We start from the raw sequence: 25,528 nt of genomic DNA on the forward strand, positions 1-25,528 counted from the left end.
TCCGTTTTGATAGCAGTGGAGGATCGAAATCCCCACAATTATTTTTCATCGAGATAGTTCGAAATTAACGAAACGACAATCACTCCATCAATTTCTTTTACTTCATCAATTCTATCCGCTAGCGCAAGTTGTCTATCGCTTTCAATGGTCACGATAATCTTGCCTTCTTCTGCTTTCACACCGTGAATTTCACTGTGCGGAATGTTCAAAATATCTGCTTGAACTTGCTCAAGTTTTGCAGGTTTAGCTTGCACCACAAGGCTGCACACATACCAGTTTTTGTTTAAATCAAAATTACTCATCATTCTCTCAATATTCTCACCGCACTAACAGGGCAAACACCAATACAAGCACCACAGCCGTTGCAAGCGGTTAAATCCAGTTCTAATTTTGCAATACCGCCTAACTGCGGCTTAAAACGAATTGCCCGACTTTCACAATAATCACCGCAAGCTCGGCATTCGATTTTTTGGTTAAGTAAACACGTTTTTGCAACTTCAATCTTATGCGCCCAAGCCTCTTCTTCCGTGCTTCGAAAAATCGGCTCAGGGCAGATTTCCACACATTTTTGGCAGAACGTACATTCGCCTTTACTGAAATCAATTTCAGGAAAGCCAGCCTCACTGAGTTTAAGAATTTGTGTTTCACAAACCGTAACACACTGCTGACAAGCGGTACATTTTTCTAAAAAAATTGCAAGATTTGCCCAAGGAGGAAGAATTGCATCATAACCTTGCAAGCGGACTTGTTCTTTTTTGAGCGTATTTAAAAATTGCCCTTGTAAAAAAGCACGCCGAGGGAGTTTTTGATCGGCAAGATTGCTCACTTAATCACCTAAACTAATGCCAATTAAACGGCTATTATTATCCAATTTTTCCTCATTTTTCTTCATCACTATAAAGGGGTATTTCTCTCTTTAAATGATGATTTATTGATACTCATCAAAGAAGAATGGCGTGAATTTCGATAAGGCGGTAAAATGTTGCAAACCATTTTTATTTAGGACAAATATGAAGCACTTAATTATTTATGCACACCCTAATCCAAACAGTTTTAATCGGGCGATTTTAGATAGCGTGATTAAAGCAAGTGAGCCACATAGCGTTATCGTAAGAGATTTAAATGATCTTGAATTTAACTCAACACTAAGCTGGCAAGAATGCCTTGCAACCTTTAGTGGAAATTATGCGGAAGATGTTAGTCAGGAACATCAATACTGGCAACAAGCTGATCTCATTACCCTTATTTACCCTCTTTGGTGGATGGGCTTTCCGGCTATATTGAAAGGCTATTTAGACCGTGTTTTAACTTATGGATTTGCTTATAAAAACGGGGAAAATGAAAGCATCGGTTTGCTAAAAGGGAAGAAAATGCAACATTTCGTTACGATGGGCAATACTAATGAAAAATATGCACAAAAAGGCTTTTTAAAATCCCTTGATGACACCCTCGGCAACGGATTATTTAACTTTTGTGGCATTGAAAATGTACAAATGCATTTTTTAGGTGGGGTTGGGATACCAACAACGGATTATCCGGAATTACTACAAGAGATCGGTTTCAAAACGAAATCTATATTGAAAAATACCTAACCCTGCAAAGTAGCAGAGTTAGGTCTTGGTATTATACCGCTCTAGCTTGAGCGGTTTAAATTATTGTTTTGGTAAATAACGTGTTGGATCGACAGATTTACCTTTGTAACGAATTTCAAAGTGTAATTTGTTACTTGTTGTACCTGTGCTCCCTAGCGTGGCGATTTTCTCACCTGCTCTTACACTATCTTGCTCATCAACTTTAATACTATCATTGTGAGCATAAGCACTTAAGAAATCATCATTGTGTTTGATAATAATTAAATTACCATAACCTTCCAATGCGTTTCCAGCGTAAACCACTTTACCATCCGCAGCGGCACGAACATCTTGTCCTTTGCTTCCGGCAATATCAATCCCTTTGTTTCCACCTTCAGATGGAGAGAAACCTTGAACCACTCGTCCTGCGGTTGGCCATTGCCATTTAAATGATGAAGCTGGTGCTGAAGCCGTATTAGATTTTGAAGAATAGCTTGGTGATGTTGCTTTAACAGCGCTTACTGTACCTGCACTTGCAACAACACCTGTACTTGCCATCGTAGCTGTTTGTGCAGTTCCAACTGAAGCACGAATGCCACTATTTGGTACACGTACTTCTGCATCAGAGCCCGCACCTGCTTTTACTGGTCCAGTTACATTACCATCAGAGGCATAAACTGTACCATTTGCACCTTGTTGATAAGTTACTTTAGGCTGCTCAACCGGAACTGTTACGGTTTCTTCTACGGTCACTGTTTCAGTACCTGATTTACCAGTTTTTAATTTTTGCCCTACCGTTAATTGATAAGGTTCGCTCATATTATTTAATGCGGCAATTTCCTTAACATCTTTACCCACAATATAAGCAATTAAGAACATGGTATCGCCTTTACGGACGGTATAAGTTGAGCCATCATAAAACCCTTTTTGAATTTGGCTATATACGGGGGCATTATTCGCATCTCTTGGAATTTCGAAATTCTGATCAACTTTCTTTTGTACCGTTTTAGTTTTCTTAACGACTTTTGTCGTTGTTTTTGGTAGCTCTGGTTGTTCTGTAATAACAGGATTCGTTACAGAAGGTGCCGTCATCGGCATACTTCCCGACATAGAACTCGGCATATTACTTGGTTGAATATCAGCTGATTGCCACCCACCGCTACTTACTGCGCCCGTTCCTGAAACAGGTTGCATAACGCCAGGAGATAGTTCTGTACTATCAGAGGCGCTCACAACTGGCGCAGGAGTATTTGAACTACACGCGGTTAAAATCATTGCGGTAAGGGGTAAAAGTAAAAAATGTTTCTTCATTCGTTATCCTTTCATATTATTTCATTGTCGAAGGCATTGGCGCTGATTGGATATCCGATTCCCATCCAAAGCTGCCTTCACTTGCACCAGAACCATTTACGGGTTGCATAACGCCTGGCGATAATTCATTAGCATCTGTTTTAGGCTGTTCTGATGAACTACAAGCGGTTAAAAAAGCACTTGATAAAACAAATAAGCTCACGATTTTTTTCATCACTATAATTCCTTATCGTACTCGAAGCAATTGTCCCACTTTTAATTTCGTTGTGGTGCTTATATTATTTAAACTTGCAATCTGACTTGGTGATGTGCCGGATAAGAATGAAATTAAATAAAGCGTATCATGTGCCCCCACAGTATAAGTGCTATCGGTATAACAACCTTTTGTCATTTGTGCATATACCGGCGTACCTGATGTATCTCTAATCACTTGGCAATTCCCAATACTCTCTGTTGAGTTGCTGTAACTTGAATTTGCCGAGGTATTATAGCTTGGTGTTGTAGAAGCACCGTAAGTTGGCTGAGAAACAGGTTGATTCATTGAGCTAGGCATAGATGTTGGCTGAATATCAGCAGGTTGCCACGCACCTGAAATATTTGCTGTATTTACCGCATCAGAAGCCGTTTCCACTTCTGAAGAATTCGTTGAGTTACACCCTGCAAGAGTAAAAGCAACAACAAGCGGTAATAAAAAGAATGATTTTTTCATATTAAGAATCCTGAATAAATTTATTTAGTTAATTCATAAATAGCGTAGGCAACAACAGCTAAAATAATTGTTCCCCAGCCAATCAATTCAATTGAACGGCGAATTTTCTCAGCATATTTCTCACCGCCCCATGCTGAAAGTTTTGCCACCAAAATAAAACGAGCAAAACGGGAAATCGCTGCCGTAAGCACAAAAGGTAAGAATGCCATTTGCATCACACCGGCGCAAATCGTAAAGACTTTAAAAGGAATGGGTGAAAAACCGGCTAAAAAGACAACTGCCACGCCCCAGGTTTCAAACCACGCTTTTGCTTTATCAAAGTTTGCTTGCATTCCCCAATCGCTAATAAAGCCTTGCACCCAATCAAAGGCGTATAAACCAATAAAATAACCAATCACGCCACCAACCACAGAGGCAATCGTAGTGTAAATCGCATATTTTGTCGCATTTTGCGGTTTAGACATCGACATTGGGATTAACATCACATCCGGCGGAATCGGGAAGAAAATCGCTTCAATAAAGCTTACAAAACTTAGCCAAAATGAAGCATAACGATGCTTTGACCACGCCATTGTTTTGTCATAAATTGTACCAAATAATTGCATAAAATTTTTGCCTTTCTTAAATAATTTCTTGTAAATCTGTTAGCGAACGATGCGCAGTCATATCTGCCTGAATAGGCGTAATCGACACATAATCGTTATTGATCGCATAAAAATCGGTGCCTTCACTTTCATCAATCGCCACACCATTTGCTCCTAACCAATAAATGACACCATTACGCGGGTCTTGACTTTTCACAATTTCTGCCGCCTGAGAACGCTTACCTTGACGGGTAATCATAACGCCGTTCAGTTTTTCATAAGGTAAATCCGGCACGTTGATATTTAAAATTTCACGAGGATTAATCAAATCTTTGTGTAGCTTAGGTAAAAGTGATAAAACCACTTTCGCCGCTGTTTCAAAATGATTATTGCGAAATAAGTGCCCGTGATGCTTATCATCGCCCTTTCTACCCACCAAAGAGACAGCTAAACAAGGTAAAGGAAGATGGCGTCCTTCCAGTGCCGCAGCAACTGTACCGGAATAGACAATATCATCGCCCAAATTTGCGCCATGGTTAATCCCTGAAATCACTAAATCGAAATCATTAGGGAAAAGCCCATTAAGTGCTAAATGAACGCAATCTGCCGGTGTACCGGCAATTACCGCATAATTAAATTCATCAAATTGATGAACACGCAACGGCTCCGTCAAAGTCAAACAACTGGAGGCTGCGGAACGATTACGATCCGGTGCAATCACGGTAACACGATGCCCAGCTTCACGCAAAGCAGCTGCTAGTGTTTTGATACCTTGAGCATTAATGCCATCATCATTACTAATTAAAATGTTCATATTATCCTTTTATGCGTCTTCCGCACATTGAATTAACTCTCGCACAAGCCCTGTGGCATAACTTCCTGCCTCTAAGAAGAATACCAAACGCAAACCTTCCGGCTCAAATGCCCAACTAAATTGTTGAGGTTTACATAACATCGCTCGGCGAGCCTGCCCAACACGTTCTTTTTTCATCAACGCAATTAAATTCACGTGCTGTTCAATGATCTGTTTTTCAGCCTCATTGGCGACTAAATCTAATGAATTTTCGCCCACTAATGGTGCGGTTAAAAGCACATCACCCGACATTAATCGACTTTGTGAATTGGCTAACTCATCAGATTTAACTTCAAAAAAGCTATGCGAACCAGATAGCTGCAAATAATCGCCGACTTGAACTTGCTGAATGAGATCATCCGTAATACGTTGCGAGACAATTAAATTAAAAATTTCGCTACGTGCAGCAGAAAGATAAAAACTACGTTTCTTACGATCTTTAACCTGAATTTCGCCATTTGCCCAACGTAAAGCCTGGGTAAGATTATGACCATCACGCCCAAAGCGTTGTTCCGTAAAATAATTAGGAAATCCGACCGCTTGTAATTTTGTTAAACGTTGTGTCAATTCCTCACTTTCCACCACATCACGAAGTAAAAGCTCAAAATGGTTCCCGCAAAGCGAGCCCACTCGAATTTTGCGGTTATGACGAGTAACCTCCAGAACTTCAACGCCTTCACATTCAAACTGGCTAAAATCCGGTGTCTCTTTACCGGCAAGATGCAAGCAAAACCATTGTTCGGTAATAGCGTGTCGATCTTTCAACCCGGCATAACTCATTTCTCGATCAGAAATACCGGCAAATTTTGCTAATTTTTCGCCAACAAAAAGCGTATTCGCATTGGTCTTTCGAATTTTGACTGCAACGAATTCCCCTTCGCCCGCAAGCGGATAGCCTAATTCCTCTTTCACAATAAAATCTGCAAATTCTGCTTTTAATCTGCCCGCTTGTTCCGGTTCGCCGAAAAGGTAACTTAATTTCATCATATTTTCTTAAAAAAACAAAAGCTGTATTCTACCAGTTATGCGTTAATTTTAAACGGTAAAATCCGGCTTTTACGCTTTATTACAATAAAAATTTATTCAGACATAAAAAAACAACCGCCTGTTATTCACAAGCGGTTGTTTTTTAATAGAAATTTGCGAATTACACGTTAAAGCGGAAATGCATTACATCGCCATCTTGAACGATATACTCTTTTCCCTCTAAACGCCATTTGCCTGCTTCTTTGGCACCGTTCTCACCTTTGAATTGAATAAAATCTTCATAAGCAATGACTTCCGCACGGATAAAACCACGCTCAAAGTCAGTATGGATTACCGCAGCCGCTTTTGGTGCCGTTGCGCCAATAGATACCGTCCAAGCACGCACTTCTTTCACACCAGCAGTGAAGTAAGTTTGTAAGTTCAACAACTTATAACCTGCTCGAATGACACGGTTTAAGCCCGGTTCTTCAATGCCTAAATCTTGTAAAAACTCGATTTTTTCATCATCGTCAAGTTCGGCAATTTCTGCTTCAATCGCCGCACAAACTGGCACAACCACCGCATTCTCTTTTGCCGCAATTTCACGCACTTGGTCTAAATAAGGGTTGTTTTCAAAGCCGTCTTCATTCACATTAGCAATGTACATTGTTGGCTTTAAAGTTAAGAAGTTATAGCCCTTGATAGCGTGCAGTTCATCTTTATCCAACGCAACAGAGCGGATCATACCGCCGGCTTCTAAGGTCGGTAGGATTTTTTCCATAATTGACAGCTCAAATTTAGCGTCTTTGTCGCCACCTTTAGCACGTTTTTGTAAACGTTGAATAGCACGTTCACAGCTATCTAAATCCGCTAAGGCTAATTCTGTATTGATCACTTCGATATCATCAAGCGGGCTGATTTTGCCAGCAACGTGCACAATGTCATCGTTCTCAAAACAGCGCACCACGTGACCAATCGCATCAGTTTCACGAATGTTCGCTAAGAATTTATTACCTAAACCTTCGCCTTTACTCGCCCCTGCCACTAAGCCTGCAATATCCACAAATTCCATCGTGGTTGGCAATACACGTTCTGGTTTCACGATTTCCGCCAACGCATCTAAACGAGGGTCTGGCATAGGCACAACGCCTGTATTTGGTTCAATGGTACAGAACGGATAGTTTGCCGCTTCGATACCAGCTTTGGTTAATGCATTAAAAAGAGTTGATTTACCTACGTTAGGTAAACCGACGATACCACACTTAAATCCCATTTTATTTTCCTATAAATTATCTATTTAAATGACTTTTGTAGGGGTGGGGGTTATCCCCACCCGTTAAAATATTGATATGATTTCGGGCGGGGATAAACCCCGCCCCTACTTACTTGCCTTTAAACAAGCGGTTAATAATGACACCTTTTTTACGCTTTAAAAGCATTCAAACGATTAGTCGCTTTAACAATCCCTTCTTTGAACAGCAGTTCCACACAACGGCTGGCTTCATCAACTGCTGCGTTAATTAAAGGCTGATCCGTCGGCGAAGGTTTACCTAACACATAACTTGCCACTAAGTCTTTATGCCCTGGGTGACCAATTCCGATACGCACACGGTAGAAATTATTGCTATTACCAAGGGCTGCAATAATGTCTTTTAAACCGTTGTGTCCACCGTGTCCGCCACCTTGCTTGATTTTGGCAACACCTGGGGGGAGATCCAATTCATCGTGAGCGACTAAAATCTCTTCAGGTTTGATGCGGTAAAAATTCGCTAACGCACCAACAGCCTTACCACTTAAATTCATAAAAGTGGTTGGCACAAGCAAACGCACTTCGCCTTGTGGCGTGTTAATTTTGGCGACTTTACCAAAGTATTTTGCCTCGTCTTTTAACGTGGCATTAAACATACGAGCAAGTTCATTCACTAACCACTCGCCGGCGTTATGGCGAGTCTCTTCATATTTTGCGCCGGGGTTGGCAAGCCCGACAATCAATTTAATTTGCGACATAGTTTTCGTCTAATAAACAAAAGGCGATATTGTAGGCAATTTATGCCAATTTCTCAAGGTAAAACGCTAAGGGGAAAGTTTTTCTTTCAACCAGTTTCCATTTTCTAACCGATAGCAAATCCTGTCGTGTAAACGACTTGGTCTGCCTTGCCAAAATTCAATGCGCTCAGGTTTAACAAGATAGCCTCCCCAATATGGTGGTCTTGGTACGTTAAGTGGATACTTCGCCGCCATCAGCGCAGCTTTAGCAACTAATGCGGTATTACTACTTAATACTTGGCTTTGTTCGCTTGCCCACGCCCCGATCTTGCTGGTGTAAGGTCGAGTGGCAAAATATTCATCGGAGGCTTGTGCAGAAATTTTTTCGATTACCCCTTCAATTCTGACGGAGCGTTCAAACTCAGCCCAAAAGAAAGTTAAGGCGACATAAGGATTTTGTGCTATTGCTTGCCCTTTACGGCTTTGGTAATTGGTAAAAAAGATAAAGCCTTGTTCATTGACTTCTTTCAATAGCACCATACGACTTGTCGGGCGATTATCTTGTACTGTAGCAAGGTTCATCGCTGTCGGTTCATTTACTTTTGCTTCAATTGCTTCGGCTAGCCATTTTTGAAATTGAGTAAGGGGATTATCATCACATTGGCTTTCTGACAAAGTTCTTTGATGATAATCTTCTCGAATATTGTGTAAGTCCATGATTTTCCTTATAGCGCAAGCGGTTAAAATTATTTGTGGCAAAACAATAAAAATGTGCAAACCTAAAACTCTCTCCCCTTGAGGGAGAGAGACAGCTGAAGGGTGCGTTCAGCAACCTTCGGCAGAGAGAGGGGAAAGCCAATATCTTTCAGAGCGCAATTTTCCCCTCTCCCTGATTTTGCTTCTAAACGAAGCAAAATCTTTCCTTCTCCCACAAGGGGCGAGGGTTATATATCTTGATCGCTGCAATGAGGGGCTGAACACAGTGGCTACAGATAAATTTTAAGATTGCGTTGTTATCTCTGAAGTATTTGCTGTTGCTGGAATTGCTTTCGGATCTTCGCCATATTTATTAGCGTGGCGTTGCCCATCTTTAAAAAAGAGAATACCAAAGAATGCCAAATAAATCAGAGTCGCAATGATAAAAACAGCAAAAAACGCCATCATTTCTGTACTTTGCTCACTCGGTGTCAAATAACCATTATCAGCGTCAGGAATAAATGGAATTAAACAAAGTATGCTGGCAATGGGTAATATCAAATAAGGAACTAATTGCCACCAACCCGAACGCCCTAAATCATGTAAACGGCGAGCAGTTACACTCAAAAGTGCCAAAGATGTCACAATACTAAAGAGAAAAGATATTCCTCCTAATACCATAATTGAAACACTCGTAAGAAAAGTTACCGTATCAGATTGATATGCTCCAGCGGTAAGAAATCCACCTAGACCAAATAATTGAATTGCTAAAACAAAACCAAGATTAATCAAAAAAGTGGTTAAATAAAACCAACCAAACTCAGCTCGTCTGGCTCGCCCTTGGTAGATAAAAATATTTTTGATTGCATGGATAAACCATTTCATAATAAATTCTCCACTAATTATCTGCCTGCCCTGTTGGCTTACGTCGTTTACCAATATTCTTCGTGTCTTTATGGCGAACTTTCGTTTTAGCTTTTGCGGCTTCTTTTTTCGCCTCTTTACGTTGCTTAATACGAGCTTTCTCTTTTTTGGTTTTACTGTTCAGCTCGCCATCTTTCGGCGCTTTGGTTCTAGGCTCTAACCCCTCAATGATGCGAGGTTTTAACGGTTCTTCCGTATAGCGTTTAATTTTTCCTAATAATTTATAATCGTGCGCTTCCACTAAAGAAATTGCAGAGCCTTTCTTACCTGCCCGAGCGGTTCGGCCGATACGATGAAGGTAAGTATCTGCGCTATAAGGTAGATCAAAGTTGATCACAAAATCGACATCATCAATATCAATACCACGTGCAGCAACATCTGTTGAAACGAGTACATTAACGACACTCTCTTTCAAGCGATTAATTGCCTGATTACGTTGTGTTTGTGCCATATCGCCTTCAAGATAAGTTGAACGTAAACCACGTTTGCGTAGCGTATCGCTTAGCTCTCGTACGGCTTCTCGGCGGCGAACGAAGACGATCACTTTTTCCATTTCAAAATCATTGATCAAACGGGCGAGTAACTTCGTTTTGTGATCGAGGTTATCTGCATGGTAATACCATTGTTGGATTTTTTTACGTTCACGGCGGCTTGGCTCAGCTTCAATTTGCACCGGATCGTTTAAAAGACGCTCAGCAAAATCAACAAGTAACTCGCCTTCAAGGGTGGCAGAAAATAACCACGTATGTTTACGCCAACGTGTTTCAGCGGCAATTTTCTCGGCATCTTGCCCAAATCCCATTTGTAACATACGGTCTGCTTCATCAAAAATCAGAATTTCAACGGCACGGCAGTCAAAATTTTCTTCTTTGATGTATTGCATTAAACGCCCTGGGGTTGCAACAACGATATCCTGATTTTTATTAAACACTTCGCCGTGATTTTGATATGCCACACCACCAGTAATGGTTGCAATGCTTAAATTGGTAAATTCCGCCAGCTCTTCTGCCTGTTCAGCCACTTGCATTGCCAATTCACGGGTCGGCGTTAAAATTAAAATGCGAGGTGCACCCGGTTTACGGCGAGGGTAATCTAATAAATGTTGAATTGCCGGCAATAAAAAAGCGGCGGTTTTCCCTGTTCCGGTAGGCGCAGAGCCTAGCAAATCTCTGCCATCTAAGGCATAAGGAATAGTTTGTGCTTGAACAGAAATCGGGCGTTTATAGCCTTTTTTATGAAGTGCTTTGAGAAGTTGAGGAGATAAATCTAATTCTTCAAAGGTTAAAATTGGGTTTTCGGTTGTCATTATGATCCTTACAAGCGGTTAAAATCGGTCAATTTTTTGCTAAAAATAATAAGAGAGGGAGCAATAAAAATGCCCCCATGATAAATTAAGAAATGAGGTGGGAGATTGGATTAATCTTCTAATTCGTTTAGATCTAAGCGTTCCGGCGATAAAATAATGCCCGTCAAATCTGCATAGATATAGTCTTCAGGGAAAAATGTCACACCGCCAAAATTAACCGGTGTATCAATTTCCCCAATATCGGTATCTTCCGCACCAACAGGAATTGGCGCAAGCGCATGAATACCAATATCTAATGTTTCTAATACATCTAATTGGCGAACCGCACCATAAACAATAATCCCTTCCCAACCATTATCTACGGCAAGTTGTGCTAATTCAGCATCAATTAATGCACGGCGAACTGCACCACCGCCATCCACTAATAATACGCGACCTTCCCCTTCTTCTTCTAAAACGTCTGCGATTAAGCCGTTACTTTCAAAACATTTTACTGTGGTAATTTTGCCACAAAAAGAAGACGCTCCACCAAAGCTGGAAAAAATGGGTTCTACCACATCAACTTGATCTGAGTAAATATCACAAAGTGCTGAGGTATCGATACGCATAATAGACTCCGTTTATCATAAATTGTTATAGATAGAGTATAAACCTAACTGCAAAATTTGCCAAATTTTCTCCAAATTTTACCGCTTGTTAAGCTTCTAAATACCATTTCGCAAATGCAATATATTCTGTGAGTTCAGGATATTGCTTCAACCATTTATGCCACTGAATTTTATCAACCTCAATATGCACAATGCGGTCGCCAAATTCATTAAACTGTTCCGGTTTAAGGCAATTTTGCTGTTTAAATAAGGTGTAAATCGCACCGGCGGTTGGCGGAAGAAGTACGGTTTCAACAATCATTTCATTGCGTAAACGCTCACGGATTGCTTCATACAACAACTCAATCCCCTCGCCCGTGTGTGCAGAAAGGTAAACGGCTGTTACTCGCCCCTCTTCATCCCGTTCGATAAAAGGAGCAATACCTTCTAAGCGATCTACTTTGTTGAAAACTAAGATGCTGGGAATGTCTAACGCACCAATTTCATCAAGCACTTGATTGACGGCGGTAATGTTTTCGTTTTTTCGCTCATCAGAAACATCTATCACGTGCAACAACAAGCTCGCTTCTATGGTTTCTTGTAATGTTGCTTTGAAAGCGGAAACTAAATCGTGCGGCAAGAAGCGAATAAAGCCAACCGTATCCGCTAAAATCGTTGTGCCAACATCTTGGATCTGCATTTTCCGTAATGTTGGATCGAGGGTTGCAAACAGTTGATCGGCGGCATAAACGCCTGCTTGAGTAATCGCATTAAAAAGTGTGGATTTTCCTGCATTGGTATATCCCACCAAAGACACGGTTGGAATATCTGCTTTTTGGCGTGTTTTACGATTTTGCTCACGCTGTTTGCTTACTTTTGCCAAACGGTTTTGGAGTTGTTGAATGCGTACCTTAATCAAACGGCGATCCGTTTCCAATTGGGTTTCGCCCGGTCCACGCAGCCCAACTGCACCACCTTTTTGCTGATCTTGATTACCTAAACGGCGTACTAAACGGGTTGAAAGGTGTTTAAGTTGGGCTAGTTCAACCTGTAACTTCCCTTCGTGGCTTCTCGCCCGTTGAGCAAAAATATCTAAAATCAACCCAGTTCTATCTACCACTCGGCATTGGCAAAGAGATTGTAAATTTCGGGTTTGGGAAGGGCTAAGTTCGTGATTAACCAAAACCACCGTTGCGTTTAAAGCTTCAACCGCTTGTTTGATTTCGTCAGCTTTGCCTTGCCCGACAAAATATTTAATGTGCGGTGCAGAGCGTGTTGTGGTAAGGGTTGAGAGAATTTCAACACCGGCTGATTCCGCCAATGTTTTAAATTCCGCTAAATTTTCAACATCTTTATGTGAAGAGAAGAATAAGTGAACTAAAATAGCACGATCTTGATCGTGAGAATGTTCAATTACATTCTTATTTTCAGAAAACACAAAGCCAAGCGGCTGACTTTCGTCATCACTTGGCTGTAATACTGGAATGGAAGTTTGCGTAGTCATAGTGATTATTCCGCTACTTTTTCTGCAACAACATCTGATTGTTGAGCTGCTTGCTGATGTCCATTACCATTATGGTTAGAATGAGAAATCGCACGTGCAGGCACAACCGTTGAAATTGCATGTTTATAAACCATCTGACTCACTGTGTTTTTTAATAAAATCACAAATTGGTCGAATGACTCGATTTGACCTTGTAATTTAATCCCATTTACTAAATAGATCGAAACAGGAATACGCTCACGGCGGAGTGCATTTAAATATGGGTCTTGTAAAGATTGACCTTTTGCCATTTTTTCTTTCCTTTTGTTATTGTTATATAGAGATTTCTGAACCATTTTTGTGTTAAAAGCGGTTAAATTCTACCATAAATAACACATTACCTCATCTGATCTGTAATAGATATGATAAGGACTTTACTAAAATTGTCTAGTAAATTATTAGACATTTTCTTCATAAGGAATAACGATGAAATTCAAATTTGTTTTTTCAACATTCATTTTTAGCATGATAAGTGCTTGCTCATCTCCAACAAAATCAATGGCTTCTGCTGAAAATAATGCATTTTCTCCCCGTAATCTCATTATTTTCTATGACACACAAATTGGAGTAAAACCATTATATGAAGCTATCCAACAATATCACGCAGAGCTTATTTATGATTACCAAACACTCAAAGGGGTTGCAATCCGAGTCCCAAATAATAAAACGATTGAAGAAGCCACAACTTATTTTGAAAAGGTAAGTGGCGTACTTGCCGTTAATCCAGATCAAATACTCTCTTTAGATTGAGACTTAGTCACGTCATCTAAGGCTTTTTCTTTTATTAGCTCTTGTAATTGAGGTAAGAGCTGTACAATTAAACGCAATTGTTGTACAAGAATAAGACTTAGCTCATCACATTTATCTTGATGAGAAAGTTCAAATTGCGCTAAATCTTCATCAATTGACGTGAGTTCAGTCGTCAATTTTGCCATAGAACGTTTGCCTGTTGCCATTTGCTCAATGAGCAGTGCGACTTCTCTAGCATGCGAGAAAAAGAGTGCTGAAAAATCCACTTGCTGATTTAATATTGGGCTTGCCATACGATAAGCACCCAAGGCAGAAATATATCCTAATAATGTGTAATTCATACCCAATAAATTCGGTGCAATCTCTAATAGCGATTTATATTTCTTCGGTTCACTATACATACTTGAAATTGCCGAATTGAGTGTTGAAAGATTGTTATGTACCTCATGTCGAGCCAAACGATATGGCAGTTGATCGTTATAGCCAAATTGTAATTGAGCAATAATATGACGTAAATAAACGCTACTTGCGATCAGTGTATTTTTGAGATTGGTATAAATGTTCAAATACTTCCAATCCGGAAAAATAAAGGATACAGCAAACCACGCTAATGAAGTCCCTAATAAGGTATCAATAATACGAGGTAAAATACCTTCCTCTGCACCAATACCTGTAATATCCAGGCTAATTAACACCAACAATGTAATATAAAAAGTGGAATAGCCATAATGACGAAAGCGGAAAAAGGTATAAAGCGTTGCCGTTAAAACAATCAATCCTAATTCAGCTTCTAATTTTGCGGTAAGATAATATTCTCTCAGCAATATACCAACGAATACACCGAGAATCGTCCCAACAACACGCTGAATCAAACGTTTTTTGGTTGCGGTATAGTTCGGCTGGCAAACAAAAATCGCGGTTAATAAAATCCAATAACCTTTACTATCTAACTGAAGTATTGGCACTAACAACCCACAAATGCCTACCACAACCGAAAGTCGAATAGCGTGGCGAAAGAGTTGGGAAGACAACGTGCAGTGATTACGGATTGCTTGCCACATATTTCTTAAGCCAGACACATTTTCAGCCGTAAGGCGATAGGATAAGCGGTAAGATTTCGCAAAATCATTACCAATTTCTACCGCTTGTGTTTCCATTCCATCTTGTTCAATTTGGCTTAATTGCCGTTCAATATTACGTAAATTTTCCGCAATAGATTGCCAACGATAAGCATTTTTCAAGCCTTGTTCTTGATGATAATTTAATGAGTTCAATAAACCCTGCATAGTTTTCTCACCACGAGGACTATGTTGATAACGCTCGGCATAACGCAAGGCGGTGGCGATTTGTCGGCATGCCTGTGCTTGCAATTCTAACACTCGCTGAAAACGAAACATCAGATCACTTTGATGCAACTGCTGAAATAGCTCTTGATAGCGATAATGGCTAGAACTTGCACGCTCCAAAATATCTTGCGCCGTAAAATAATAACGAAGCATCTTCTGTGTTCGAGTTTGGCGGTTATCACGTTGTAGGCGATAAAACAGTGAAACTCGGGTTTGAACAAATGCCTGCATCACAGCACTATTTGCTTGTGCAAGTACTTTCTGTTTGCTCACTAAGTCGTCATCATCCGGATCAAAAAATGCGGATTTGGCTAATAAATACGCACTAATTGCCTCATAAGATTTAGCCAAATTCTCTTGAACGGTTCGATTTGGAAAGAGTAAATGAATAAGCATACCGACGACACCGTAAAGCGAAGCTCCGGCTAAAATCATCAGCATATTGTGATACCAAGGGATCTCTGGTGTATAAGTTAAAGAAGCATAGACCGAGACCACCAATGTCCCAAATGCAATGGTGCTATACCGCTGCCCTATTGCGCCTAACATAACCAAAACAAAGGTACTGAACATTGCAAGCGGTATAAAAAGCCAACCAAAATGCAAAGAGAGGGTTGCTCCTAATGATGAGACTGCAAAAGCAATCAAGGTAATGACTAAATTCTTAAAACGCCCCGATAAACTATTGTCTAAATCAACTAAACCACCGGCAATAATTCCTAAAATTAATGGCATAGCATGTTCAGAAATATTAAGTAACCAAATCGCAACGGCGGCGATATTCGTTGTAATAAAAATGGGTAAAGTATTAATGACATTAGCAGTTAGCCAATGAGCAGATAATTTCTTAATTTGCATTCTCATAGCATTTATTCATTTGTTTTTATCTATCGGATTTTACGCCAATCTTTTTATCAGACAAGGGGCAAAAAACCTTTTGTTATCCATAGAAAAAATCCTCGCTAGGAAATATGATCTAGATCTAATAATCTTCACTTTCCCTCTAGCTTCATTTGACATTAAATTTATTCTAAATTTAAAATCCGAAAGCCTTTCGCAAACGTTTGCGAAAGATAAAAAGGTGAAACAAAAAATAACCATTGTTTCGTATATACTCCATTTTATAGAGGTCATTAAAAATGGTGAATTTGATCGTTGCCACTCACGGAAAATTTTCTGAAGAGCTGGTTAATTCGGCAAAGATGGTCTATGGCGAGGTAGATAACCTTCATGTCGTAACCTTCTTACCCGGTGAAGGACAAGATAATCTGGTTGAGAAGTATGAAGCTATTATTGCCGGCTTTGAAACTGACACGCCGGTACTATTCTTAGTCGATTTATTTGGAGGCAGTCCATACAACGCTGCTGCACGTGTTGTGGCTAAACGCCCTCAAGATGACATTGTAACAGGTGTAAACTTGCCAATGTTATTAGAAGTGATGGATGCATCAGCAGATGAAGATAACGCTTCTGATTTAGCCGCCATTGCGAAAGAAGTGGGTAACTTAAGTGTAAAAACTTTCCATGCAAAAGAGGAAGAAGCACCTAAAGTTGCACCAGCTAAAGCAGAAGAGGAAGAAGCACCAGCAGAAGATTTATCAAAATATGATCCAAATGGTCGCATGAATGTTTCCTTGTTACGTATTGACGATCGTTTAATCCATGGTCAAGTTGCAACCTCATGGGCAAAAGCGGTGAAATGTGAAGCAATTTTTGCAGTAAACGATGATGTGGCAAATGATGAGCTACGCCGTGAATTACTTCTCCAAATTGTCCCACCAGGTCTAAAAGGCTATGTAATTCCTGTTGAAAAGGCGATTAAGGTTTATCACAACCCGAAATATGTGGGTAAAAATATTTTATGGCTGGTAACCAAACCTGCCGATGCACTCCGCTTGTTAGAAGCTGGCGTTAAATTCGACAAAATTAACGTAGGCGGTATGACATATAAAGACGGTAACCAAATGCTTTCAGATGCGGTAACGGTAAGTAAAGCTGATGTTGAAGCATTTAAAGCATTGCTTGATAAAGGCATTGAGCTAACCATGCAAAAAGTGGCAACTAACCCAAAAGTGGAAGTTACCAAAGCAAAATTAGATGCACTTAAATTCTAAAGCATAGTTCTAAGGATTAAATATGACAACGATTGAAATTATTTTAGTGACACTTGTCGCTGCAATCTGTGGTATGGGTTCTGTACTTGATGAACGCCAAACTCACCGTCCACTTGTAACTTGTACCTTAATTGGTTGGGTATTAGGCGATTTACAAACGGGTATTATTGTCGGTGGTACGCTAGAAATGCTTGCGTTAGGCTGGATGAACGTAGGTGCAGCAATGGCACCAGATGCAGCTTTAGCGTCTGTTATTGCGGCAATTTTAGTGATTAAAGGCGGTCAAGATAAAGGTACTGCGATTGCAATTGCAATTCCTGTTGCTGCAGCGGGTCAAGTCTTAACTATCTTCGTACGTACCTTAACCATTTTCTTACAACACAAAGCCGATAAATTTGCGGAACAAGCAAACTTCCGTGGTATCGAATTCTGCCACTTTGCAGGTCTTTCTCTACAAGCATTACGTGTAGCAATTCCAACTTTCTTCGTAGCGCTTGTTGCAGGCACAGATACCGTAACGGAAGCATTAAATGCGATTCCTGAAGTGGTAACGCGTGGCTTACAAATCGCTGGTGGTTTCATTGTGGTTGTAGGTTATGCAATGGTTATCAATATGATGCGTGCAGGTGCATTAATGCCATTCTTCTTTATTGGTTTTGTGATCGCTTCATTCTCAAACTACAACTTAGTAGGTCTAGGTTTCTTAGGTGCATGTCTTGCGATGATTTACATCCAATTAAACCCACAATTTAACCAATCAGCCGCTGCACCTCGTGCAACGAAAAAATTAGCAGATAATGAATTAGAAGGTCTATAAGGCTAAAAGGAATATATTATGTCTGAGAAAAAACAATTAACCGCAGCCGATATTCGTGCAACATACTGGCGTTCAACATTCTTATTAGGTTCATTTAACTTCGAACGTATGCAATCTATGGGGTTCTGTGTTTCAATGATCCCTGCCATCAAACGTCTTTACAGTAGCAAAGAAGACCAAGCCGCTGCATTAAAACGCCACTTAGAATTCTTCAATACACAACCTTGGGTTGGTTCTGCAATTATGGGCGTAACCGCTGCAATGGAGCAAGAGCGTGCAAATGGTGCAGAGATTGACGATGCAGCAATCAGCGGTGTAAAAGTTGGTCTAATGGGACCTCTTGCCGGTGTGGGCGACCCAATTTTCTGGGGGACATTACGTCCGGTATTAGCGGCATTAGGTGCAGGCTTAGCGATTAGCGGTAGCTTATTAGGTCCACTTCTTTTCTTTATCGGTATTAACTTATGCCGTGCATTAACCCGTTGGTATGGTTTCAAATACGGTTACGAAAAAGGTACTGAAATCGTAAGTGATATGGGCGGTGGTCGTTTACAAAAACTCACGCAAGGGGCGTCTATTCTCGGTCTCTTTGTTATGGGGTCGCTGGTATCTAAGTGGACAAGTATTAACATTCCACTTGAACTTTCCCGCTATACAAACCAAGCCGGTCAAGAAGTGGTTACCACCGTACAAAGCGTATTAAACGACTTATTACCAGGTTTAGCCGCATTATTGCTCACATTCTTATGTATGTGGTTACTCCGTAAAAAAGTAAATGCGATGTATATTATCTTTGCACTCTTTGGTGTAGGAATTTTAGGTTACCACTTTGGTGTGTTAGCATAATACTGGTAGCGGACACACGCAACGTGTCCCTACAAAATAAATTGTAGGGACACCACGTTAGTGTCCGCCACTAAACGGTCTAATTTCAAGGAAATGTTGCAAATGAATTTCAAACAAGCACTCAAAGCGCCTGAACAGCAATATATCAAAAACAGCTCAATGCTAGTTACGGGCTTATTTATTATCGCCGGTGTGCTGTATTACCCAACCAACGGCTACGGTTCTGTTATTGCACTTGCTTTAGCTATTTTTGTGCTTATGGGGCAAAAACTTTTGATTTCGCAAACCAAGAAATATTTTGCCGAAATGTATGCTGCCAAACAGCAATTTGTTGAAACGCAAAATCAAGACTACCTTGAATTTATCCGCCTACGTGGTACACAAATGTTGGCAGATAATAAAGTATTATCAGACAACGCGAAGCAAGAAATTCAGATACTACTTAAGTTTGTCAGCGAACAACAAAGTCAATCGTAATTTTATATAAAAAACAGACCGCTTGTTCTCTTATTTCAAACGTTCCTGTAAATAGCGCTCATAATCGGGAATTTCAATTTCTACGGATTGTTGTAATAATGTCGTATGTAATAAGAAATCTGCCGAAGATTGGTTGATCGCAACAGGAATATTCCATACGGTCGCAATTCGCATTAATGCTTTCACATCTGGATCGTGCGGAGCTGCATTCATCGGATCCCAAAAGAAAATCAGCATATCAATTTTCTTTTCGGCGATAAGCCCTCCTAATTGTTGATCTCCCCCCATTGGGCCACTGAGTAATGCCTTGATCTCTAATCCTGTTTCTTTTGCAAGTAAATTTCCTGTTGTACCTGTTGCATAAAGTTGATGAGGACTTAAAGCCTCACAATGCTTTTTCGTCCAAGTGACTAAACTTTGTTTACAACTATCGTGTGCCACTAAGGCAATATGTTTACGTACGGGAATGGTTCTGGTTGTTCTATACATTTTTCTTCCTTTTAAAATAATTCATTTAAGACGATAGCGATACCATCTTCATTATTCGATAATGTCACGCGTTTTGCTACGCGTTTAATTTCATCCGGCGCATTTCCCATAGCTACGCTTAATCCTGCATATTCCAGCATATCTAAATCGTTAAAGTTATCGCCAAAGGCAATCACTTCTTCGCCTTTTACAGCCAAAATACTTTCCATAAAACGAATTGCATTCGCTTTCGTTGCACTTTTATGCATAATTTCTAAATATTCTGGTAAGGAACGGTGAATCGAAAGTTGCGGAAATTGAGCTTTAAGTTTATTTTCTAACGCCAAAATTTCACTTGCTTCGCCCATAATTAATACTTTATTGGCTTGAATAAGCTCATCTGGTTTTTTTACGGATTTTAATTGGGTAATGCGTTCTTCACGCTGCACTGAAGGGAGATTAGGATCGTTGCTATACCACTCACTCTGAACATAGTGGTTAATGCCCATATGTTGATAATCTTTCAGCACCTCATCTAAAGCTATTTGATCTGCCTTTTCAATCACTACATTATAGAGCGGTTCTAGATCTGCATTTAAAATTAACGCACCGCTAAAGCAGATAATCGCACTTTTATTGCCTAATTGCTCCATATAAGGCGTAATGGCAAGAGGTGGTCTTGCTGAAACTGGAATAAACGGAAGCCCTTTTGCCAAAACATTTTTAATTGCTAATTCCGTTTTAGGCGAGATTTTGTGATCACTTGTAATCAATGTGCCATCAATATCGCTAAAAATTGCTTTGTAGTGAGTTTGCATAATACGCTCCTATTAACATGCTTTAGTGTGATGATATGCCATTTCTCAATACGGTTTCAATAAAAAAAGCGGCTTAATTTCTAAGCCGCCTTTCATTATAAACAAATCATTATTCTTTTGTTTTTTCAGGTCTATGGAATAAGGTAAAGGCAATAAAACCGAAACCTAAGAAGCAAGATGCGATTAAGGCATAGAAACCACCGTCCCAACCATAAACATCCACTAATTTACCCATTACCCAACCTGCGCTTGCAGAACCAAGTAAGTAACCGAATAAACCTGTTAAACCTGTTGCTGTACCTGTTGCAACGCGTGGCACTAAATCTGCCGCTTGTAAGCCGATCATCATTACCGGACCGTAGATTAAGAAACCAATCGCTACTAAGCAGATGTTATCAACTAACGGATTGCCTGCCGGGTTTTTCCAGTAAACCACGATAGCAATTAATACACCCACTAGGAATAATAACATTGGCGGTGCACGGTGACCTTTGAAAACTTTATCGCTTAAGTAACCGCTTGCAAGCATACCGAAGATACCTGCGTATTCATAAAGGAAATATGCCCAGCTTTGTTTATCCACAGTAAAGTGTTTCACTTCTTTTAAGTAGGTTGGTGCCCAGTCGATAATCCCGTAGCGAATGAAGTAAACAAACACGTTCGCAATCGCAATTGCCCATAGGAATTTATTGTTAATGATATATTTGTAGAAAATATCTTTAGAAGAAAGCGTATGTGCTGATTCCACTTTTTCTAATACTTTCTCGCCACGCCATTCATCTACTGGTGGTAAACCTTGTGATTCAGGTGTATCACGCATTAAATAGAATACGATAAACGCTAACACAATTGCGATAAGCGCAGGCAAATAGAAAAGAGATTGCCATACACCGAAGATAGATAACCCTAAAATCGCCAATGGACCAATCAAACCACCACCTAAGTTGTGTGACACGTTCCACCAACTCCACCAAGCTCCTCGTTCAGAGCGAGAAAACCAGTTAGTCATTGTTTTCGCACCTGGTGGATAGCCCATACCTTGGAACCAACCATTTAAGGCCGCAAGTAAGATCATTAATGGAATAGAAGAAAGTACACCTGGTACTAAACCAAAAATTAAGCTGATGATTGCTGAACCTAATAAACCAATGGTAATGAAATATTTTGGATTTGAGCGATCTGAAACATTTCCCATAATGAATTTACTAAATCCATAAGCGAGAGATAATGCCACGGCAACCGTACCAAGATCCGCTTTGCTAAATCCATATTCGTCTATTAAATAAGGAATAGCTAAAGAAAAGTTCTTACGAATCAAATAGTAAGCTGCATAGCCAATAAATACACCAGCAAATACTTGCCAACGTAATTTACGATATTCCGCATCTGTACGAGAACTTTCAATTCTCGGTGCAGGTGCAGATGCTTTTAAAAATGAAAACATATAAGCTCCTTTAAAATTTAATTAAAATTCATTTTTAACACAACATATGTGACTTATTATCAATTGGAGTAAATATATTGAGCAACTCTCTTTTGTAATTTTTGTGATCTAAATCTAAGTTTTTAATATTAAATGCCTATAAAAACAACAACTTACTTACGCAAACGATTACTCAAATTTACATAATGAACGATAAATTTTCATTTTTAGCATACTCTTTATTCCCCATTTATTTATATTAAAAAGAAGTGAAATTATTTAATTTTTGCAAAATCTTCAAAAAATCCAACCGCTTTTCTTGATGTTTGCATTGACTAACAAAGGGGAATAGCTAAAATCAAGGTATTTCCCGATTAAGCATACAAAGGACCATTTAATGAACTTATACAACATCAAACATCCTGAAGAACAAGTAAACTTTGCCCAAGGCGTTCGCCAAGGGTTAGGCAAAGATCAGGGCTTATTTTTCCCTGAAGTGTTACCTAAATTTGACGACATTGACGCTTTATTAGCATTACCGTTGGTTGAGCGTAGCCAAAAGATTTTATCGGCATTGATTGGCGATGAATTGCCACAAGAAACCTTAAATACAATGGTAAAAAATGCGTTTACTTTCCCTGCTCCACTAGCAAAAGTGAACGATGATATTTATGCGTTAGAGTTATTCCACGGTCCGACCCTTGCTTTTAAAGACTTTGGCGGTCGTTTTATGGCACAGGCATTAAGTGCGGTGCGTGGCGATGGCAAAATTACGATTTTAACGGCGACATCAGGCGACACAGGTGCGGCGGTGGCTCACGCTTTCTACGGTTTAGAAAATATCAATGTGGTTATTCTTTACCCGAAAGGCAAAATCAGCCCGTTACAAGAAAAATTATTCTGTACCTTAGGCGGAAACATTCGTACCGTGGCAATTGAGTCAGACTTTGACGCTTGCCAAGCATTAGTTAAACAAGCCTTTGACGATGCGGAACTTCGCCAAGCTATCGGCTTAAACTCAGCAAACTCTATCAATATCAGCCGTTTACTTGCTCAAGTTTGCTACTACTTTGAAGCGGTAGCTCAGTTGCCAAAAGAGAAACGTAGCGATGTGGTAGTTTCTGTGCCAAGCGGTAACTTCGGTAACTTAACCGCAGGCTTAATTGCGAAAACCTTAGGCTTACCGATTAAGCGTTTTATCGCTTCAACCAATGCGAACGACACTGTGCCACGTTATCTCAAATCGGGCAAATGGGAACCGAGTGCAACGGTTGCGACATTATCAAATGCAATGGACGTAAGCCGCCCGAACAACTGGCCACGTGTTGAAGAGCTGTTTAAACGTAACGGTTGGAGCTTGAGCGAATTAGGCTCAGATGCCTTAAATGATGCCGAAACCGAAGAAGCATTAAAAGCACAATATGCGGAAGGTTACTTATGTGAGCCACACGGAGCGATTGCTTACCAAGCGTTGAAAGATCAGCTACAAGCAGGCGAAACCGGTATTTTCCTTTGCACCGCACACCCTGCGAAATTCAAAGAAAGCGTGGAACGCATTTTAGATATTGAACTACCGTTGCCTGAAGCGTTAGACAAACATAACAAAATGGAACTGTTATCGGACACAATGGCGGCGGATTTTGCAACTTTACGTGCATATCTACTGAAATAGCAATTCAAAAGATAAAGGGGACTTCATCGTCCCCTCTTTTTATCTACTATAAATTCTTAAACGCTTTATGACTTCTTAGCTCCAAACACATTCCCAACCAGAAAGCCAATTAACCCTATCACTAATGCAGGTACAATCGCATGAAAACCGAAAATGCTGATTTTAAAAGTGGCGATAATCACATAACTTACTAATCCGCAAATCATTGAGCAAATTGCACCGCTTGCATTGGCTTTTTCCCAATAGAGTCCGAACACAATAACCCATAAAAACGTTGCTTCTAGGCCACCTAACGAGAGTAAGTTTAACCAAATCAGCATTTCCGGTGGATTAAGTGCCGCAAACACTAATAATAGGGTAAAGGTTAAAGTCGTAATGGTGGAAAACCATTTCAGCTTATTTTCGTTATTTACTGCATTGGGTTTAAATGCAAGGTATAAGTCTTTAATCAGCGTTGAAGAAGATTGAATCAGCAACGAGTCAATGGAAGACATAATTGCCGCCATCGGTGCTGCAAGGAAAATACCGGCAACTAACGGAGGAAGCACCTGTACCATCAATGTAGGAATGACTTGATCCGGAATTTTAAGATCAGGGATAACCGCTCGCCCAATCACACCGGTTAGGTGCATACCAAGTACCAATACCGAGACCGCCAATGTGCCAATGACTAACGCACGATGAAGCGATTTACTATCTTTATACGCCATACTTCTCACCGCTAATTGAGGTAAACCAATTAACCCAAAGCATACCAACACCCAAAACGAGGTCATAAAAGTAAAATCTAGCGGTCTTTCATCAATGCCGTAAGGCTCAAGAAGCTGTGGATTGATGCCTTGAATGGTGTTCATCGCATTCTCTACGCCGCCTGCAGCATAAAGGACGCCGCCGAATAAAAAGGCTGTGCCGATAATCATCACGAGCCCTTGAATGGTGTCGGTCATCACAACCGCACGGAAGCCACCAATAAAGGTATAAATACCAACCGTACAGGCAAAAATGATGACTGCCATACGATAATCAAGCCCCAATGTCGTTTCTAATAAACGCCCTGCGCCGATAAATTGCACCGTCATCATCGCAAAGAAAGAGAGCAGCAAAGCAAGACTTGAGATCCAAACAACAAATTTATTTTGATAGCGTGAAAGCAGTAAATCGTTGATTGTGACCGCTTTATATTGGCGAGCTAATAAGGCAAATTTTTTACCTAATACACCGAGAGCTAATAACACTGCAGGCACTTGGATCATTGCAAGTAATACCCAGCCCAAACCATATTTATAAGCCGCACCGGGGCCACCAATAAAAGAACTTGCGCCGAGATAAGTCGCCGCTGTCGTCATAGCCAAAACAAAGCCCGACATCGAGCGGCTACCAATATAGTATTCAGATAAAAAACTACTCCCTGCTCGTTGGCGATAGGCATAATAAGCTACACCAAAGACAAAGAGCAGATAGGTAATAAGCGGAATTAACATTTCTTTATTTGCCATCTTGCTCTGCCTCCAAATCAATTTCTTGGTAAACCGTTTTGATCACAACATATACTGCCAACGTGAAAACAAGCGGTAAAAATAAACAAGAAAGTTCAAACCAAATAGGAAAGCCTAACACACCGGCTTTAACAGGGAAAAAGTACCCAAAGAAAATCCAGCAAGCTAAATACGCTAAAGAAAGCCCGATTGCCCAGCGTGCTTCTCGAATAAGTTGTTTTTGCATAAAAGTTCCTCTAAAAGAAAGCCCCACAATCGTGAGGCT

General features: G+C 40.2%; 29 protein-coding genes. 7 read left to right on the forward strand and 22 right to left on the reverse strand.

Features of this window, described 5'->3' with window-relative positions:
- Positions 1–38: 38 nt before the first annotated feature.
- On the reverse strand, positions 39–302 hold the full coding sequence (locus tag DDU33_RS01015; RefSeq protein WP_108925209.1) for a chaperone NapD: 264 nt from the start codon (positions 300–302) through the stop codon (positions 39–41).
- Positions 302–826 carry a ferredoxin-type protein NapF gene (gene napF, locus DDU33_RS01020; RefSeq protein ID WP_108922588.1) on the reverse strand — a complete coding sequence of 175 codons (525 nt, stop codon included), beginning with the start codon at positions 824–826 and terminating at the stop codon, positions 302–304. The genes DDU33_RS01015 and napF overlap by 1 nt, the downstream gene beginning before the upstream one ends.
- 184 nt (positions 827–1,010) lie before the next feature.
- On the opposite strand from napF, the gene DDU33_RS01025 reads away from it, so the two are divergent.
- On the forward strand, positions 1,011–1,592 hold the full coding sequence (locus DDU33_RS01025; protein ID WP_108922591.1) for an NAD(P)H-dependent oxidoreductase: 582 nt from the start codon (positions 1,011–1,013) through the stop codon (positions 1,590–1,592).
- A 60-nt stretch (positions 1,593–1,652) separates the two neighbouring features.
- Here the strand turns inward: DDU33_RS01025 and nlpD are convergent, their stop codons facing one another.
- From nlpD to hfq, 14 genes are all read right to left on the reverse strand, one after another.
- Positions 1,653–2,882, reverse strand: a complete 1,230-nt coding sequence (gene nlpD, locus DDU33_RS01030) for a murein hydrolase activator NlpD (protein WP_108922593.1) — start codon at positions 2,880–2,882, stop codon at positions 1,653–1,655.
- 16 nt (positions 2,883–2,898) lie between these two features.
- Positions 2,899–3,096 carry a putative periplasmic lipoprotein gene (locus DDU33_RS01035; RefSeq protein WP_108922595.1) on the reverse strand — a complete coding sequence of 66 codons (198 nt, stop codon included), beginning with the start codon at positions 3,094–3,096 and terminating at the stop codon, positions 2,899–2,901.
- A 12-nt stretch (positions 3,097–3,108) separates the two neighbouring features.
- Positions 3,109–3,591 (reverse strand): LysM peptidoglycan-binding domain-containing protein, encoded by a 483-nt coding sequence (locus DDU33_RS01040; RefSeq protein WP_005817985.1) that lies wholly within the window; start codon positions 3,589–3,591, stop codon positions 3,109–3,111.
- 20 nt (positions 3,592–3,611) lie between these two features.
- Entirely contained in the window at positions 3,612–4,196 is a 585-nt protein-coding gene (locus DDU33_RS01045; RefSeq protein ID WP_005817983.1) for a YqaA family protein, read from the reverse strand.
- A 16-nt stretch (positions 4,197–4,212) separates the two neighbouring features.
- The gene (gene surE / locus DDU33_RS01050; RefSeq protein WP_108922597.1) at positions 4,213–4,989 is read right to left on the reverse strand and encodes a 5'/3'-nucleotidase SurE; all 777 of its coding nucleotides are present in this window, start codon (positions 4,987–4,989) and stop codon (positions 4,213–4,215) included.
- A gap of 9 nt (positions 4,990–4,998) precedes the next feature.
- Positions 4,999–6,012: a tRNA pseudouridine(13) synthase TruD gene (gene truD, locus DDU33_RS01055; RefSeq protein WP_108922599.1), complete on the reverse strand. Its 1,014-nt coding sequence runs from the start codon at positions 6,010–6,012 to the stop codon at positions 4,999–5,001.
- Between the two features lie 163 nt (positions 6,013–6,175).
- Positions 6,176–7,267, reverse strand: a complete 1,092-nt coding sequence (ychF, locus tag DDU33_RS01060; protein ID WP_108922601.1) for a redox-regulated ATPase YchF — start codon at positions 7,265–7,267, stop codon at positions 6,176–6,178.
- A gap of 149 nt (positions 7,268–7,416) precedes the next feature.
- Positions 7,417–8,001, reverse strand: a complete 585-nt coding sequence (pth, locus tag DDU33_RS01065) for an aminoacyl-tRNA hydrolase (RefSeq protein ID WP_005817977.1) — start codon at positions 7,999–8,001, stop codon at positions 7,417–7,419.
- A 66-nt stretch (positions 8,002–8,067) separates the two neighbouring features.
- Positions 8,068–8,697 (reverse strand): pyridoxamine 5'-phosphate oxidase, encoded by a 630-nt coding sequence (pdxH, locus tag DDU33_RS01070; RefSeq protein WP_108922603.1) that lies wholly within the window; start codon positions 8,695–8,697, stop codon positions 8,068–8,070.
- Positions 8,698–8,979: 282 nt separating this feature from the next.
- Positions 8,980–9,561: a DUF805 domain-containing protein gene (locus tag DDU33_RS01075; RefSeq protein WP_108922606.1), complete on the reverse strand. Its 582-nt coding sequence runs from the start codon at positions 9,559–9,561 to the stop codon at positions 8,980–8,982.
- Between the two features lie 13 nt (positions 9,562–9,574).
- Entirely contained in the window at positions 9,575–10,906 is a 1,332-nt protein-coding gene (gene srmB / locus DDU33_RS01080; RefSeq protein WP_108922608.1) for an ATP-dependent RNA helicase SrmB, read from the reverse strand.
- A 110-nt stretch (positions 10,907–11,016) separates the two neighbouring features.
- Entirely contained in the window at positions 11,017–11,514 is a 498-nt protein-coding gene (gene rraA, locus DDU33_RS01085) for a ribonuclease E activity regulator RraA (RefSeq protein ID WP_005817970.1), read from the reverse strand.
- 88 nt (positions 11,515–11,602) lie between these two features.
- Positions 11,603–12,997: a ribosome rescue GTPase HflX gene (hflX, locus tag DDU33_RS01090; RefSeq protein ID WP_108922610.1), complete on the reverse strand. Its 1,395-nt coding sequence runs from the start codon at positions 12,995–12,997 to the stop codon at positions 11,603–11,605.
- 5 nt (positions 12,998–13,002) lie between these two features.
- Positions 13,003–13,287, reverse strand: coding sequence for an RNA chaperone Hfq (gene hfq / locus DDU33_RS01095; RefSeq protein ID WP_005817966.1), 285 nt, complete (start codon positions 13,285–13,287; stop codon positions 13,003–13,005).
- A 175-nt stretch (positions 13,288–13,462) separates the two neighbouring features.
- Here hfq and DDU33_RS01100 point away from each other — a divergent pair, with 175 nt between their 5' ends.
- Positions 13,463–13,786 (forward strand): S8 family serine peptidase, encoded by a 324-nt coding sequence (locus tag DDU33_RS01100; RefSeq protein WP_108922613.1) that lies wholly within the window; start codon positions 13,463–13,465, stop codon positions 13,784–13,786.
- Here the strand turns inward: DDU33_RS01100 and yccS are convergent.
- Positions 13,765–15,996: a YccS family putative transporter gene (gene yccS / locus DDU33_RS01105; protein ID WP_108922615.1), complete on the reverse strand. Its 2,232-nt coding sequence runs from the start codon at positions 15,994–15,996 to the stop codon at positions 13,765–13,767. The two genes, DDU33_RS01100 and yccS, sit on opposite strands and share 22 nt — an antisense overlap.
- 275 nt (positions 15,997–16,271) lie before the next feature.
- Here yccS and DDU33_RS01110 point away from each other — a divergent pair, with 275 nt between their 5' ends.
- The 4 genes from DDU33_RS01110 to DDU33_RS01125 all read left to right on the forward strand — a co-directional run bounded on the left by DDU33_RS01110 (position 16,272) and on the right by DDU33_RS01125 (position 19,386).
- Positions 16,272–17,246, forward strand: coding sequence for a mannose/fructose/sorbose PTS transporter subunit IIA (locus DDU33_RS01110; protein ID WP_108922617.1), 975 nt, complete (start codon positions 16,272–16,274; stop codon positions 17,244–17,246).
- Between the two features lie 22 nt (positions 17,247–17,268).
- Positions 17,269–18,063, forward strand: coding sequence for a PTS mannose/fructose/sorbose transporter subunit IIC (locus DDU33_RS01115; protein ID WP_108922619.1), 795 nt, complete (start codon positions 17,269–17,271; stop codon positions 18,061–18,063).
- 18 nt (positions 18,064–18,081) lie between these two features.
- Positions 18,082–18,909 (forward strand): PTS mannose transporter subunit IID, encoded by an 828-nt coding sequence (gene manZ / locus DDU33_RS01120; protein ID WP_005817950.1) that lies wholly within the window; start codon positions 18,082–18,084, stop codon positions 18,907–18,909.
- 102 nt (positions 18,910–19,011) lie between these two features.
- Positions 19,012–19,386, forward strand: a complete 375-nt coding sequence (locus DDU33_RS01125) for a hypothetical protein (protein WP_005817948.1) — start codon at positions 19,012–19,014, stop codon at positions 19,384–19,386.
- 30 nt (positions 19,387–19,416) lie between these two features.
- On the opposite strand, the gene mgsA is transcribed toward DDU33_RS01125, so the two are convergent.
- The 3 genes from mgsA to pgtP all read right to left on the reverse strand — a co-directional run bounded on the left by mgsA (position 19,417) and on the right by pgtP (position 22,116).
- Positions 19,417–19,875 (reverse strand): methylglyoxal synthase, encoded by a 459-nt coding sequence (gene mgsA, locus DDU33_RS01130; protein WP_005817946.1) that lies wholly within the window; start codon positions 19,873–19,875, stop codon positions 19,417–19,419.
- Positions 19,876–19,886: 11 nt separating this feature from the next.
- Positions 19,887–20,672, reverse strand: coding sequence for a Cof-type HAD-IIB family hydrolase (locus DDU33_RS01135; protein ID WP_108922621.1), 786 nt, complete (start codon positions 20,670–20,672; stop codon positions 19,887–19,889).
- Between the two features lie 109 nt (positions 20,673–20,781).
- A complete protein-coding gene (gene pgtP, locus DDU33_RS01140) occupies positions 20,782–22,116 on the reverse strand; it encodes a phosphoglycerate transporter protein PgtP (protein WP_005817942.1) in 1,335 nt (444 codons plus the stop codon).
- A gap of 376 nt (positions 22,117–22,492) precedes the next feature.
- On the opposite strand from pgtP, the gene thrC reads away from it, so the two are divergent.
- A complete protein-coding gene (thrC, locus tag DDU33_RS01145) occupies positions 22,493–23,767 on the forward strand; it encodes a threonine synthase (RefSeq protein ID WP_108922623.1) in 1,275 nt (424 codons plus the stop codon).
- 65 nt (positions 23,768–23,832) lie between these two features.
- On the opposite strand, the gene panF is transcribed toward thrC, so the two are convergent.
- Positions 23,833–25,263 (reverse strand): sodium/pantothenate symporter, encoded by a 1,431-nt coding sequence (gene panF / locus DDU33_RS01150; RefSeq protein WP_108922625.1) that lies wholly within the window; start codon positions 25,261–25,263, stop codon positions 23,833–23,835.
- On the reverse strand, positions 25,253–25,489 hold the full coding sequence (locus DDU33_RS01155) for a YhdT family protein (protein WP_108922627.1): 237 nt from the start codon (positions 25,487–25,489) through the stop codon (positions 25,253–25,255). Before DDU33_RS01155 ends, panF begins: the two co-directional genes overlap by 11 nt.
- Positions 25,490–25,528 lie beyond the last annotated feature (39 nt).

Source organism: Actinobacillus porcitonsillarum (genome assembly GCF_003101015.1).
Classification (GTDB): Bacteria; Pseudomonadota; Gammaproteobacteria; order Enterobacterales; family Pasteurellaceae; genus Haemophilus_A; species Haemophilus_A porcitonsillarum.